A 13,629-nucleotide genomic window follows, 5' to 3' on the forward strand; every position below is an offset into this window, starting at 1 on the left:
ATCAACCTCATTGGATGACCGTGAGCGTGGAAACGTCGCAACAATGACCGAAGAAATCATAATCGTCATGGAAAAGCTCATCACGGCAAACGACAATGAGCTTCAAGGCTAGGTACAAAACCCATCCCATCTGCCGGCGCAATCGCCTGATCCTCCGCGTCGCCTAAGCAAAAGGTGCCTGTAGCGCAAATTGGTAGTGCTGGGTCAGATGGGTGTTTCACCCGATCGCCTGCGTCTTTTTTGTCGCGGCGCAAAACGGCAAGCGCCGTCGCAAACAGCGCAAGGGTGGAAGCCCGGTTTCGCTAGTGATACACCTCGCGCGCCGGGATCGACTGAACGCCCGGCTGCAATCCGCGAGACCTTTTGGCGCGAGGCTGGGACGTTGAAGAAATATTCGGTATTCGCCATCGCCCGCGAGGCCATGCGCGGCCACAAGGGTTGGGAGGAGCAGTGGTCCTCGCCTGAACCCAAGAAGGAATACGACGTCATCATCGTTGGCGCCGGCGGCCACGGCCTGGCCACCGCCTATTATCTTGCCACGGTACACGGCATCACCAATGTCGCGGTGCTGGAAAAGGGCTGGCTGGGCGGCGGCAACACCGGCCGCAACACCACCATCATCCGCTCCAACTATCTCTATGACGAGAGCGCCGGCATCTACGACCATGCGCTGAAGCTGTGGGACGGGCTCAGCCAGGAGCTCAACTACAACGTCATGTATTCGGCGCGCGGCGTCATGATGCTGGCCCACAATGTGCACGACATCCAGGTGCTGAAGCGCCATGTCCACGCCAACCGGCTGAACGGCATCGACAATGAATGGCTGTCGCCGGAGCAGGCGAAGGAATTCTGCCCGCCGCTCAACATCTCCAAGGATGCGCGCTATCCAGTGGTCGGTGCTGCCCTGCAGCGGCGCGGCGGCACGGCGCGTCACGATGCGGTGGCCTGGGGCTATGCGCGCGGCGCCTCGGCGCGCGGTGTCCACATCATCCAGAACTGCGAGGTCACCGGGGTCAAGCGGGCGCCGAACGGCGCGGTCATGGGCGTCGATACCACGCGCGGCTTCATCGGCGCCAGGAAGGTCGGCGTGGTTGCCGCCGGCCATTCCTCGGTCATCATGAACATGGCCGGCGTGCGCATGCCGCTGGAAAGCTACCCGCTGCAGGCGCTGGTGTCCGAGCCGGTCAAGCCGGTGGTGCCGTGCGTGGTGATGTCGAACACGGTGCACGCCTACATCTCGCAGTCCGACAAGGGCGAGCTGGTGATCGGCGCCGGCACCGACCAGTATGTCTCCTATTCGCAGACCGGCGGCCTGCACATCCTGCAGCATACGCTCGACGCCATCTGCGAGATGTTCCCGATCTTTACGCGCATGAAGATGCTGCGTTCGTGGGGCGGCATCGTCGACGTCACGCCGGATCGCTCGCCGATCCTGGCAAAGACGCCGGTGCCGGGCCTCTATGTCAATTGCGGCTGGGGTACGGGCGGCTTCAAGGCAACGCCGGGCTCGGGCCATGTCTTCGCCCACACCATCGCCAGGGATGACCCGCATCCGATCAACGCGCCCTTCACCATCGAACGCTTCCGCACCGGCCGCCTGATCGACGAGGCGGCGGCGGCGGCCGTGGCGCACTGATGATGGCGCAGATGGCCGTCGCGATGCCGCTGATACTGGCGGGGGAACAGGGCATGTTCCATTTTCCTTCGGCGGACGAAGTTCGCACGCAGCCGATCAGCCGCGCCGGGAACGAGGCCAACTGGCCGTTTTCCGTCGACGACGGCATGCTGGCCTGCGTGTGGAGCGGTGGCCAGAAGGTGGTCATGTTCCTGGAGAACAGGCCTTCCGATCTCGGCGAGGACGACACGTTCGAGCCACGTCGCGTCATCGTCACGACCGATCCGGTGCAACTCACCATCGGCAACATGGCGTATCGCGACCTGTTTCGCCCGGCCGCGAGCGTGGAGGAGCGCATCCGGCTCGTCGCGCCTTTTGCGGCGATGGGCCAGAGGCTTTGCGACCAACCGGCCGGCGCCCACGTCGGCCACGGCGAACTGTAGGAACGAAGACGATGCTTCTCATCCGCTGTCCCTATTGCGAGGAAGAGCGCCCCGAGCTCGAGTTCCGTAACGCTGGCGAGGCGCATATCGCGCGTTCGGCCAACATGGCCGGCGAGAGCGACGACGACTTCGAGAAATTCTTCTTCATCCGCTCGAACCCCAAGGGCATCATCCATGAGCGCTGGCGGCACATGCATGGCTGCGCCCGCTTCTTCAACGCCGTGCGCGACACGGTCACCGACAAGTTCATCATGACCTACAAGGCCGGCGAGCCGAAGCCGTCGAAGCTGCCGGGAGTTGCCAAATGAGCGGCGCGTTCCGCATTCCAAGCGCCGGCCGCCTCAGCCAGGCGAAGACCGCGCGGTTCAGCTTCGATGGCCAGTCCTACGCCGGCATCGAGGGCGACACGCTGGCTTCGGCGCTACTCGCCAATGGCGTCCATCTCGTCGGCCGCTCGTTCAAGTACCATCGTCCACGCGGCATCCTGTCGGCGGGCGCGGAAGAGCCGAACGCGCTGGTCGAGATCAAGCGCGACGCGGCGCGCAAGACGCCGAACGTGCGGGCTACCGTGCAGGAGCTCTATGACGGGCTTGCAGCCCAGTCGCAGAACCGCTGGCCGTCGCTGTCCTTCGATGTCGGCGCGGTCAACGATATCGCCTCGCCGTTTTTTTCCGCTGGTTTCTACTACAAGACCTTCATGTGGCCGAAGGCGGCCTGGAAGAGCCTTTACGAGCCGAAGATCCGCGCAGCGGCCGGTCTTGGCGTTTCCCCGGATCAGCCGGATCCCGATCACTATTCATCGCGCTATGCGCATTGCGACGTGCTGGTGCTGGGCGGTGGTGCCGCCGGCGTCGCGGCGGCATTGGCCGCGGCCGAGACCGGGGTGCGCGTCATCCTCGCCGACGAGCAGGCCGAGTTCGGCGGCAGCCTGCGTTTCGAAAGCGGCGCCAGGATCGACGGCCAGGACGGTTTTGCCTGGGCTCAAGGTGCGGTGGCGAAGCTCGCCGCCATGGACAATGTCCGTGTGCTCTCGCGCACCACTGCTTTTGGGTACTACGCGCAGAATTTCGTCGGCCTTGTCGAGCGCGTCAGCGATCATCTGAAGGCTCCCGGCCACGACCTGCCGCGCGAGCGGCTGTGGCAGGTTCGCGCCAGGCGCGTCGTGCTGGCCTCCGGCGCCATCGAGCGGCACATGGTGTTCGCCGACAACGACCGGCCAGGCATCATGCTGGCGGGCGCGGCGCGCACCTATCTCAACCACTACGGTGTCGCGGTCGGCAAGAATGTCGGCGTCTACACCGCCAATGATTCCGCCTATGCGGCGGCGATCGACCTGAAGAAGGCCGGCGTCAACGTGGCGGCGATCGTCGATTTGCGCGACAATCCGACCGGCCCGGTGATCGACGAGGCAAGGGCGCTTGGCATCGAGGTCAATTTCGGCCGCGCGGTGGTCCGCGCCGGCGGCAAGCTCAGGGTATCGTCGATGACCGTGCAGCCGAAGAATGGCGGCGGCGAACGCACCATTCCTGTCGACGCGATCCTGATGTCGGCCGGCTGGACGCCGTCGGTGCATCTGTTCTCGCAGTCGCGCGGCAAGGTCGCCTTCAACGACGAGACCAAGCGCTTCGTGCCGGGTACCTACGCACAGGACTGCGTCTCGGTCGGCGCCTGCAACGGCACGGATGGGCTGTCGGCGTCGCTCGACGAGGCCTATGCGGCGGGCGCCAAGGCGGCCAGGGATGCCAATGCCAGGGATTATGGGGCGAAAGCCGCCAAGGGCACGAAGCCGAAGGTCGACGCCTCGGAGAGCTGGTCGCGCGGCATGTTGGGCGCCGCCCCCGGCGCCGGGCCGGATACGACAGTGAAAGCCTTTGTCGACTTCCAGAACGACGTCACCGCCAAGGATATCCGCCAGGCGGTGCACGAGGGCATGCACTCGATCGAGCACGTCAAGCGCTTCACCACCAACGGCATGGCGACCGACCAGGGCAAGACCTCCAACATGCACGGCCTGGCGATTGCCGCCGAGACGCTTGGCAAGCCGATCCCGGAGGTCGGCCTGACCACGTTCCGGGCGCCCTATACGCCGGTGACGTTCGGCGCGATCGTCAGCCATGCGCGCGGTCCGCTGTTCGACCCGACACGCAGGACGGCGATCCATCCCTGGGCCGAAGCCCAGGGTGCGGTGTTCGAGGATGTCGGCCAGTGGAAGCGCGCCTGGTATTTCCCCAAGACGGGCGAAGACATGCACGCGGCGGTCGACCGCGAGTGTGTGGCGGTTCGTACGAAAGCCGGCCTGTTCGATGCCTCGACGCTCGGCAAGATCGAGGTGGTCGGGCCGGACGCGGCCAAGTTCATGGAACTGCTCTACACCAATCCGTGGGAGAAGCTGGAGCCCGGCCGCTGCCGCTATGGCATCATGTTGCGCGAGGACGGCTTCATCTATGATGACGGCGTCGTTGGCCGGCTGGCGCCCGATCGTTTCCATGTGACGACGACGACCGGCGGCGCGCCGCGCGTCATGAACCACATGGAGGATTATCTCCAGACCGAGTTCCCGCATCTCAATGTCTGGCTGACCTCGATCACCGAGCAGTGGGCGGTCATCGCCGTGCAGGGCCCCAAGTCCCGCGACATCATCGCGCCGCTGGTCGAAGGCATCGACATGTCGGATGAGGCGCTGCCGCATATGTCCGTGCGCGAAGGCAAGATCTGCGGCGTGCCGACGCGGCTGTTCCGCATGTCGTTCACCGGCGAGCGCGGCTTCGAAGTCAATGTGCCGGCCGATTACGGCCAGGCTGTGTGGGAAGCTCTGTGGGCCGAGGGGCAGAAGCATGGTGCGGCCGCTTACGGCACCGAGGCCATGCACGTGCTGCGCGCCGAAAAGGGCTACATCATCGTCGGCCAGGACACGGACGGCACGGTGACGCCGAACGATGCCGGTCTCGACTGGGCGGTCGGCAAGAAGAAGGCCGATTTCGTCGGCATCCGCGGCATGGCGCGGCCGGACCTTGTGGCCAAGGGCCGCAAGCAACTGGTCGGCCTGAAGACCAAGGACCCGAAGGTGGTGCTCGAAGAAGGCGCGCAGATTGTCGAGGATCCGAAGCAGGCGATCCCGATGAAGATGATCGGCCATGTCACCTCGAGCTACTGGTCGCAAAATTGCGGCCGCTCCATCGCGCTGGCGCTGGTTGCCGGCGGCCGCGACCGCATGGGCGACACGCTCTATGTGCCGATGCCAAACGGAGTGGTCGAGGTGGAGGTTACCGGCATGGTGTTCTTCGACGAGACGGGAGGGCGCCTCAATGGCTAAGGCCGCCGCGAAAAAAGCAACAACTGCCGCGACGCCGTCGGTCGGGCGCCGCCCGGCGCTGGCCGGCCGCACCACTTCCGCACCCGCCGTCAAGGTCGAGGTGCTGCCACCGGCCGAACGCATCTCGCTGCGCGCGCCGGAGGCTTCGGTCGCAGCGCTTTCCAAGGCGCTCGGCGTGACCTTGCCGAAGAAGCCAAAAACCTCGGCTTCGAAAGCCGGACGGACCGCGCTGTGGCTCGGCCCCGATGAATGGCTGGTGATCGACGAGGCCGGCAACGATCCGCTCGCCGACTGCGCCGGGGTTTCCGCCCTGCACTCGGCTGTCGGCATCTCGCATCGCAACGTCGCGATTGCCGTGACCGGCGCGGGGGCCGCCGCGACGATCAATGCGGGCTGTCCGCAGGACTTGTCGCTGGATGCCTTTCCGGTCGGTGCGTGTTCACGCACCATCCTGGGCAAGACCGAGATCGTGCTCTTGCGCAATGCCGCCGATGCCTTCCGGGTCGAATGCTGGCGTTCCTTCTCGGACTATGTCTTTACTTTCCTGTCCGAGGGATCGCGAGACGCAGCGGTGTGAACTCGGAACGTTTTGCAGGGCACGCTCGTTCTGCATTCGCACGCCGAGGGAGAATGCCTATGCCGTCGAATTCCACGCCAAGGTCACAGGCCAAGAAGTCGCCGGCCGTTCGCTCCCTGGAGCATGAGCGACACGAAGAGCCGAGTGCCGAACACGAACTCGAGGAGGGGCTCGAGGACACGTTCCCGGCCAGCGATCCGATATCGATCACGGGAACGGCCATTCCCGGTGCTCCCGCGAAACCGGGCAAGGCCAAGACAGTGGCCGGGCGCAAGAAGCGCAAGACTTAATTTTCGTCGGACAAGGCCGGATCGCACCTTCTCAATCCCATTGGGCATGCTATTTAAAGCGCTTTGGGAGACAGAAATGCCGATAAAAGCCGTTGTCTGGGGGGAGAATGTCCATGAGCAGACCAATGCCGCCGTGCGCGACCTCTATCCCAAAGGCATGCACGGCACCATTGCCGCCGCGCTCAACCAGGACAAGGGCATCGAGGCGACCACAGCCACCTTGCAGGAACCCGAACATGGCTTGAGCGAGAAGCGCCTGGCCGCCACGGATGTCCTGCTGTGGTGGGGCCACGCCGCGCATGGCGAGGTCAGGGACGAGATCGTCGAGCGCGTGCAGAAGCGGGTCTGGGAAGGCATGGGGCTGATCGTGCTCCATTCCGGCCACTACTCGAAGATCTTCAAGCGGCTGATGGGCACGCCCTGTTCGCTGAAATGGCGCGAGGCGGGCGAGCGCGAGCGTGTCTGGGCGATCAACCGTGGCCACCCGATCGCGCAAGGCATCGGCGAATGCCTGGAGATCGGCGAGACGGAGATGTATGGCGAGCCGTTCGCGGTGCCGGAGCCGCTGGAGACGGTGTTCGTCTCCTGGTACGAGGGCGGCGAAGTGTTCCGTTCCGGGCTCACCTATCAGCGCGGCGCGGGCAGGATCTTCTACTTCTCGCCTGGCCACGAGACCTACCCGATCTATCACAATGAGGGCGTGCAGCAGGTGCTGCGCAACGCCGTGCACTGGGCGCACAACCCGGCGCCGGCATGGTCGGGAATCACCAATGCGCCCAACGTGCCGACGGATGCGGCCAAGGAGAAGATCGTCCAGAAGGGTCTGCGCCTGCATGCCGATGGCGACAAGGGTTTGAGTTGATTGGGGCGGTTTGAGTTGATTGGGGCCTGATCCGATGCATCGACTGCTTCTGCTCGGCACCGGCGGCATCGCCGGGCATCACGTCGAGGAATTCGCCAAGATTCCCGGCTGCGCCATCGTCGCCTGCGTCGACCAGGTCCCGGGGCGCGCGGCAGCGTTCGCCGCCGCCAACAGAATAGGCGATTTCTTCGAGAGCCTGGAAGCGGCGATCGCCTGGGGCGGGTTCGACGCCGCCATCAACGCGACGCCGGACGGCGCACACAAGGCGACGACACTGGCGCTGCTTGCCGCGGGCAAGCATGTCTTCTGCGAAAAGCCGCTGGCGCCAAACCATGCCGATGCACTTGATATGACGGAGGCGGCCGAGGCGGCCGGGGTCGTCAACATGGTCAACCTGACCTATCGCAACTCACCGGCGATCCAGGAAGCACGGCGCATGGTGCAGGCCGGCGAGATCGGCGAACTGCGCCATGTCGAGGCGAGCTACCGGCAAAGCTGGCTGGTCAGCAAATCCTGGGGCGACTGGCGGGTCGAGGACAAATGGCTGTGGCGCCTGTCGAGCCGGCACGGTTCGACCGGCGTGCTGGGCGATGTCGGCATTCACATACTGGACTTCGCCACCTATGGCGCCGACCAGGATATCGTCAGCTTGCATGCGGACCTGGTGACGTTTCCGAAGGCCGAGGGCGAGCGGATCGGCGACTATGTGCTGGACGCCAACGACAGCGTTGCAATGACGGCGCGGCTCAAATTCGGCGCGCTCGCCACGATCGTGGCAAGCCGCTACACCACCGGCCACGCCAACGATTTGTCGCTGGCCCTGCACGGCACCAGGGGCGCCATCAAGGTCGAGACAGACGGCAAGGCATCGCATCTGTCCGCTTGCCTGGGCAAGGACGTCGATCAGCAGCGCTGGCGAACGCTCGCGCCGCCGGATGTCAAACGCAACGCCCGGCGTTTCGCCGATGCGCTGGACACCGGGCAGAACGGCGATCCGTCCTTCCGGCGCGCCGCCGACATGCAGAGACTGATCGACGCGGCCATCGAGAGTTCAGCAGCCAGGCTGCCGGTTACGCTCGGCTGACCTCTGGCCGGCGATTTGGCGGCCCCGGCGAAAGGCGATCAGCGGGGGCTACCGTCGCGCCAGGCGGCCTGCCCCATCAGCCGGTTCATCGTGGTCAGATATTCGTCTTCCGAGGTCGACCAACGCAGCCTTGCCATTTCCTCTGTGTCCGGACCGGCGAGATAGCGCAGGCGGTGCGATGGATCGGTCGCCGCCGCATGGATTGTCGCAACGACCTGCTCTTCATCCGCATCCGGGAACGGGTAGTCCATCATCGATTGCATCATGTGGTCGAAGTAGGGCTTGTATGTTGCCGGCACGGAAACGGCCTGTGACGCCTCCATGGTGTTGGCGGTGAAACTGGTGGTGCGCATGGCTCCAGGTTCGACCAGCTTGACCCGGATGTTCTGCGATTCAAGTTCGTAGGACAGCGATTCCGACAGGCCTTCGACGGCTTGCTTGGTCGCGGTGTACAGCGCCAGCAGCGGTACAGCCGCCAGGCCGACGCCGGAGGTGATGTTGATGATCGTGCCGCCGCCATGATCACGCAGATGCGGGATGACGGCCTGCATGACATTCATCACCCCGAAGACGTTGGTCTCGAAAATGCCGCGGATCGTCTCCTTCGCTGTCGCCTCGAAGATCGAAACGACGCTGATGCCGGCATTGTTGACGACGGTGTCGATATGGCCAAATCGCGCGATGCCGGCGGCAATGGCGGTCTCTATGCTGGCGGGGTTGGTGACATCGAGGGGCAGGACAAGCACTTGATCGGGATAATCGGCGGCGAGGTTCTGGTCCGGCTTGCGCATCGTCGCGATGACGTTCCAGCCTTGGGCAGCGAAGTGCCTCGCCGTGGTCTTGCCCAGCCCGGAGGAACAGCCGGTGATGAGGACGGTCTTGGTCATTCACATAACTCCTTGAGGTTATGCGGCTGATCTAGGTAAAGCGCTTGGCCTGATCTATAATGAAGAGTGCCAATTCGATTACGGATCGTCTCATTTGGACCCTTTGACCGATATCATCGCCCTGTTGCGTCCAAGAACGCTGCTGCTCGGCAATCTCGCGGCAACCGGTGAGTGGGGCATCCGCTCGCCATACCAGACCGATCCCACCTTCTATCTGGTGACCGAAGGCGAATGCTGGTTCGAGTCTGATGATGCCGAGCCGGTGCGGCTGTGCGCGGGGGATTACCTCCTTGCCGCGCAGCCGACTTCGGCGTGCTTCGCCAGCCGCCCCGGCGCAAAGTTCGTCCTGTCCGACGCCGAGTTCAAGCAACGCAATACGATCAACAATGAACTCAGGGTCGGCACGGCAGCGGAAGGCCCGGCAACGCGCATTCTTGGCGGCCTGATCCTCTGCGATCCGGCCAATGCCGATCTGCTGTTCGGCCTGCTGCCGCGCTTCACCCATATACGGGCGGCGGAAGAGGTTGGGGAAAGGCTGGGAAGCCTGATGCGCATCATCGTCGATGAGACGAACGCTGCGCGGCCCGCCAGGGACATGGTACTGTCGCGGCTGATCGAGGTGATGCTGATCGAAACGCTGCGGCGGGACGGCGCGCGGCGCGCGTCACAGCCACAGGGGTTGCTTGGCGGTCTTGCGGACCCGAAGCTGGCGAGGGCGCTCGCCCACATCCATTCGGATGTCGGCAGAGCGTGGACGGTCGCCGAACTCGCAAAAAGCGCCGGAATGTCACGCTCGCGCTTTGCGCGACGGTTCGCCGATATCGTCGGGGCGGCACCGGTCGAATATCTGCTGGCGTGGCGCATGGCACTGGCCAAGGACGCCCTGCTGCATAGTCACAAACCGCTCAGCCGGATCGCCGCCGATGTTGGCTATCAATCAGCAAGTGCCTTCAGCACCGCCTTTAGCGGCAGGGTTGGTTGCGCACCAACTCAATATCAGGCGCAAAATCGGGATTAGGCATCTCGTCCATGCCTGGGGAAACCCCAGGCGGGTGTGCGGTCGATCTTAGAATGCGTTCGGCACAATCCACGGATCGATGCTGATGCCGAGCCGGGGGCCCTTGCCGTCAGCCGTGTTTTCCGTGGAGCCCTTCTTCTTCTCATTCTCAACCGAGCCAGTCGAAGCGCAATCGAGCTTCACATGGGTCTTGGTGTCGACGCAGGTCGCGACCGGCGCATGCTTGACCGGCTGGGTGGCGCTGGTGGCGAAGGCCGAGCCCGAAAGTGCCAGCACCGCGGCGAGGGTGATGAGTGTCTTTTTCATCGTCAGTCTCCGTTTTTCGACGGTTAAATTCTTTCCGTACATGTACGGTATGGCGTACAAATACGACCGTTGATCGCGAAGTTCAAGTCGAAATCGTACGCGTACGATAAATTTTTCGTTAACCAAGAAATTCGCCCCCCGTTTGGCTGGGGAGGGTGGTGAGGACTATGGAAACGAAAGGAGCTGGCGTTCAGCAGTTGACCGGTGTCTCGGTCAGCGGCGGCACGGTCTGCGTGCTGAGTGCGGCCAGTTGGAAATCGCACATGCGCTTCACAAAAGCGTGCGGGTCGCCGAAGGGGTAGAACGGAAAGGTGATCAGCAGCGAGATCGTGCCATGGCCGACCGCCCACAGCATGGTGGCGATCGCGCGCGGATCGCCCTGCAACTTGCCGGCGGCGACGCAGGCCTCGACCCGGCTGATGAGCACTTTCATTGCCGGGTTGCCCTCCTCCATGTCTTCGTAGCTCCTGCCTTCCGGCAGCCTGGTTTTTTCGGTCATGAAGACGGTGCGGTATTCGTTGGGATTGCCGAGCCCGAAGGCGGCATATTCCGTCATCACCGCCTGCAATGCCTCGATCGGATCGTCGGACGGGTGCTCCTCGATACGTCGGGCAAGCGTCTCGAACGCATCCTCGGCCAGCGCGAACAGGATGTCCTGCTTGTCGGCGAAATAGGAGTAGACCGACATCGGCGCATAGCCGACCCGCTTGGCCAGCTTGCGGATGGTCAGGCCTTCATAACCCTCTTCCTGGACGAGCTTGTGCGCGGCCGCGACGAGTTCGGAGCGCAGTTCGGCCTTTTGTTTCTCGCGGCGTTTCTGGACGCTCGGCGGCAAGATCTCGTGCCTTTGCTCGGTTGGTGCCTGGCTAAATTATATACGCTGTACGAAAACGAACAAGGGCGCGGCGGGTTCCCATGCGGCAGGTGTCAGATGGCGCCGATGCCGCCGTCGACGGCCAGCGCATGGCCGGTCATGAAGGAATTGGCGGGGTCGGCGGCGAACAGGATGGCGGTGACGATCTCGTCGACTTCGGCCACCCGCTTCATCGGCACGCCACGCGTCAGTTCGGCCAATGCCTCTGCTTCCGGCGCGCCGGAGAGACGTACGAAGCCGTCCACCATCGCCGTCCTTGTGTGGGCGGGGCAGATGGCGTTGATGCGCAGGCCCTTGGTGGCGTATTCGACCGCGGCCGAGCGGGTCAGGCCGATGACTCCGTGCTTGGCGGCGGCGTAGACCGAGAGTTTCGGCGCGCCGGACAGGCCGGCGGCCGAAGCGATGTTGACGATGGCGCCACCCTTGCCAGCCGCCTTGAACTGCCGCTCCATCTGCGGGATCTGATGCTTCATGGCATAGAAGACGCCGAGCAGGTCGATCTCCAGCACGCGGCGGGCTTCGTCCGACGGCACCTGTGGCAGGCGCACGAAGCTCTGGACGATGCCGGCATTGTTGACCGCGATGTCCAGCCGGCCGAATTTCTCGACCGCCAGCCTGACCAGATCCTCGGACAGGCTTTCGTCCGCTATGTTGCCGGCCAGGATCGCCGTTTCGGCCCGCAGGGAGCCTGCAAGATCGGCCAACGCCTTTTCGTCGATGTCCGACAGCACCAGCCGCGCGCCCTCGGTGGCAAAGCCTTTCGCGGCGCCCTGGCCGAGCCCGCCGGCGGCGCCCGTGATCAGCACGGTTGCTCCGTCAAAACGGCCCATCACGCCTCCTTGTCGATCAGTTTCGCGGCGAGATGTGAAAGCAGCTTCACCGCTTCGCCATAGGTCCTGGCCTTTTCGGGATTGGAGGCGTTGCCGTCCAGCGCCCGCTTGTAGACACCCTGGCAGATCGCGGCCAGCCGGAAGAAGGAGAAGGCCAGGAAGAACGTCCAGTCGCCGATGCCGTCCAGCCCGCGTCGGCGGCAGTAGGCGGCGACGTAAGCCTCTTCCAAGGGCAGGCCGAAAGCGGAGCGGTCGACACCGCCCAGGCCGCGAAAACCCGAGGCGTGCGGCAAGCGCCATTGCATGCATTGATAGGCGATGTCGGCAAAGGGGTGGCCAAGCGTCGACAGTTCCCAGTCGAGTACCGCCACCACCTGGGGCCGATCCGGGGCGAAGATCAGATTGTCCAGCCGGTAGTCGCCATGCACCAGCGAAACGCGGCCGTCATCGGCGGGCATGTGCTTCTCCAGCCAGGAAATCAGCCGGTCCATGTCGGCGACTGTGCCCGTCTCCGAGGCGCGGTACTGGCTGGTCCAGCGCGCCAGCTGCCGCTCGAAATAATTGCCCGGGCGGCCGAAATCGCCGAGACCCACGGCCTCGACGTCGACATCATGCATGGCCGCGAGCGTGACGTTCATGGCATCGTAGATGGCGGCGCGTTCATCGTTGTCGCGAGCCTCCGGCAGCGCCGGATCCCAAAAGATGCGGCCGTCGAGGAAATCCATCACGTAGAACATACGGCCGATCGGCGAGTCTTCCGCCGACAGATGCAGCATCCGCGGCACAGGCACCGCGGTTCCGGCAAGCGCGCTCATCACGGTGAATTCGCGGTCGACCTGATGCGCCGATTTCAGCAACTGCCCAGGCGGCTTGGCGCGCAGCACATAGCGGCCACTTGCCGCCGTCATCAGATAGGTCGGGTTCGATTGGCCTGATTTGAATTTTTCGATGGAGACAAGCCCGGAAAAGCCGGGGATGTTCGCCTCAAGGTAAGGCGCTAGCGCTGCCTGGTCGAGAACGTTCGGATCGCTCATGCGGTCTCGGGCTGGCGTTCGATCAAGGTCAGCGTCAGCCAGCGCGCGGTCAACGCCGGCTTCTTCGAGCCCTCGATCTCGATCGTCACGTCATGGGCCGTCTGCACCCAGCCCGACGGCCTGACCTTGACGTCGGCCAGCACGAAACGGGTGCGGATGCGCGCCCCGGTCTTCACCGGCGCCAGGAAGCGCAGCGAATCGAAGCCGTGGTTGACGCCCATCTTGCTATTTTCGAGCGGCGGCATGGTCTCGAAGGTCATTGCCGACAAAAGCGACAGCGACAGGAAGCCGTGCGCGATGGTGCCGCCGAACGGCGTTTCCCGCATGGCCCGCTCCGGGTCGCAGTGGATGAACTGGTGATCGTCGGTGGCGTCCGCGAACTGATCGATCATGCGTTGGGTGACCACCCGCCACGGCGACACGCCAACCTCCTTGCCGACACTGGCCAGAAGCACATCGAGACTGATCGGTTCCACGCTGATGTCCTCCAGTTCAC

The 13,629-nt window shown here is 64.2% G+C and carries 15 protein-coding genes; 9 read left to right on the forward strand and 6 right to left on the reverse strand.

Going from position 1 to position 13,629, the window contains the following annotated elements; translation table 11 throughout:
• Positions 1-382: 382 nt before the first annotated feature.
• From OOJ09_RS09005 to OOJ09_RS09040, 8 genes are all read left to right on the forward strand, one after another.
• Positions 383-1,636 carry a sarcosine oxidase subunit beta gene (locus OOJ09_RS09005; protein ID WP_269904881.1) on the forward strand — a complete coding sequence of 418 codons (1,254 nt, stop codon included), beginning with the start codon at positions 383-385 and terminating at the stop codon, positions 1,634-1,636.
• The gene (locus OOJ09_RS09010; RefSeq protein ID WP_269904882.1) at positions 1,636-2,058 is read left to right on the forward strand and encodes a hypothetical protein; all 423 of its coding nucleotides are present in this window, start codon (positions 1,636-1,638) and stop codon (positions 2,056-2,058) included. Before OOJ09_RS09005 ends, OOJ09_RS09010 begins: the two co-directional genes overlap by 1 nt.
• A gap of 11 nt (positions 2,059-2,069) precedes the next feature.
• The gene (locus OOJ09_RS09015) at positions 2,070-2,366 is read left to right on the forward strand and encodes a sarcosine oxidase subunit delta (RefSeq protein ID WP_195178375.1); all 297 of its coding nucleotides are present in this window, start codon (positions 2,070-2,072) and stop codon (positions 2,364-2,366) included.
• Positions 2,363-5,371 carry a sarcosine oxidase subunit alpha gene (locus tag OOJ09_RS09020; RefSeq protein WP_269904883.1) on the forward strand — a complete coding sequence of 1,003 codons (3,009 nt, stop codon included), beginning with the start codon at positions 2,363-2,365 and terminating at the stop codon, positions 5,369-5,371. The genes OOJ09_RS09015 and OOJ09_RS09020 overlap by 4 nt, the downstream gene beginning before the upstream one ends.
• The gene (locus OOJ09_RS09025) at positions 5,364-5,948 is read left to right on the forward strand and encodes a sarcosine oxidase subunit gamma (RefSeq protein ID WP_269904884.1); all 585 of its coding nucleotides are present in this window, start codon (positions 5,364-5,366) and stop codon (positions 5,946-5,948) included. Before OOJ09_RS09020 ends, OOJ09_RS09025 begins: the two co-directional genes overlap by 8 nt.
• 59 nt (positions 5,949-6,007) lie before the next feature.
• Positions 6,008-6,238 carry a hypothetical protein gene (locus OOJ09_RS09030; protein ID WP_269904885.1) on the forward strand — a complete coding sequence of 77 codons (231 nt, stop codon included), beginning with the start codon at positions 6,008-6,010 and terminating at the stop codon, positions 6,236-6,238.
• Between the two features lie 76 nt (positions 6,239-6,314).
• Positions 6,315-7,100: a ThuA domain-containing protein gene (locus OOJ09_RS09035; protein ID WP_269904886.1), complete on the forward strand. Its 786-nt coding sequence runs from the start codon at positions 6,315-6,317 to the stop codon at positions 7,098-7,100.
• 34 nt (positions 7,101-7,134) lie between these two features.
• A complete protein-coding gene (locus tag OOJ09_RS09040; protein ID WP_269904887.1) occupies positions 7,135-8,184 on the forward strand; it encodes a Gfo/Idh/MocA family protein in 1,050 nt (349 codons plus the stop codon).
• Between the two features lie 38 nt (positions 8,185-8,222).
• On the opposite strand, the gene OOJ09_RS09045 is transcribed toward OOJ09_RS09040, so the two are convergent.
• Positions 8,223-9,071 (reverse strand): SDR family oxidoreductase, encoded by an 849-nt coding sequence (locus tag OOJ09_RS09045; protein ID WP_269904888.1) that lies wholly within the window; start codon positions 9,069-9,071, stop codon positions 8,223-8,225.
• Between the two features lie 94 nt (positions 9,072-9,165).
• Between OOJ09_RS09045 and OOJ09_RS09050 the strand changes: the two genes are divergently transcribed.
• On the forward strand, positions 9,166-10,089 hold the full coding sequence (locus OOJ09_RS09050; protein ID WP_269904889.1) for an AraC family transcriptional regulator: 924 nt from the start codon (positions 9,166-9,168) through the stop codon (positions 10,087-10,089).
• A 48-nt stretch (positions 10,090-10,137) separates the two neighbouring features.
• On the opposite strand, the gene OOJ09_RS09055 is transcribed toward OOJ09_RS09050, so the two are convergent.
• The 5 genes from OOJ09_RS09055 to OOJ09_RS09075 form a co-directional block, all read right to left on the reverse strand.
• Complete coding sequence (locus tag OOJ09_RS09055; protein ID WP_269904890.1) at positions 10,138-10,395, reverse strand: DUF680 domain-containing protein; 258 nt, start codon at positions 10,393-10,395, stop codon at positions 10,138-10,140.
• 190 nt (positions 10,396-10,585) lie between these two features.
• The gene (locus OOJ09_RS09060) at positions 10,586-11,230 is read right to left on the reverse strand and encodes a TetR/AcrR family transcriptional regulator (protein ID WP_269904891.1); all 645 of its coding nucleotides are present in this window, start codon (positions 11,228-11,230) and stop codon (positions 10,586-10,588) included.
• A gap of 92 nt (positions 11,231-11,322) precedes the next feature.
• Positions 11,323-12,099: an SDR family NAD(P)-dependent oxidoreductase gene (locus tag OOJ09_RS09065; protein ID WP_269904892.1), complete on the reverse strand. Its 777-nt coding sequence runs from the start codon at positions 12,097-12,099 to the stop codon at positions 11,323-11,325.
• Positions 12,099-13,133, reverse strand: a complete 1,035-nt coding sequence (locus OOJ09_RS09070; protein WP_269904893.1) for a phosphotransferase — start codon at positions 13,131-13,133, stop codon at positions 12,099-12,101. Before OOJ09_RS09070 ends, OOJ09_RS09065 begins: the two co-directional genes overlap by 1 nt.
• Positions 13,130-13,615: a MaoC family dehydratase gene (locus OOJ09_RS09075; protein ID WP_269905276.1), complete on the reverse strand. Its 486-nt coding sequence runs from the start codon at positions 13,613-13,615 to the stop codon at positions 13,130-13,132. Before OOJ09_RS09075 ends, OOJ09_RS09070 begins: the two co-directional genes overlap by 4 nt.
• Positions 13,616-13,629 lie beyond the last annotated feature (14 nt).

Source organism: Mesorhizobium qingshengii (assembly GCF_027563465.1).
Taxonomy (GTDB): Bacteria; Pseudomonadota; Alphaproteobacteria; order Rhizobiales; family Rhizobiaceae; genus Mesorhizobium; species Mesorhizobium qingshengii_A.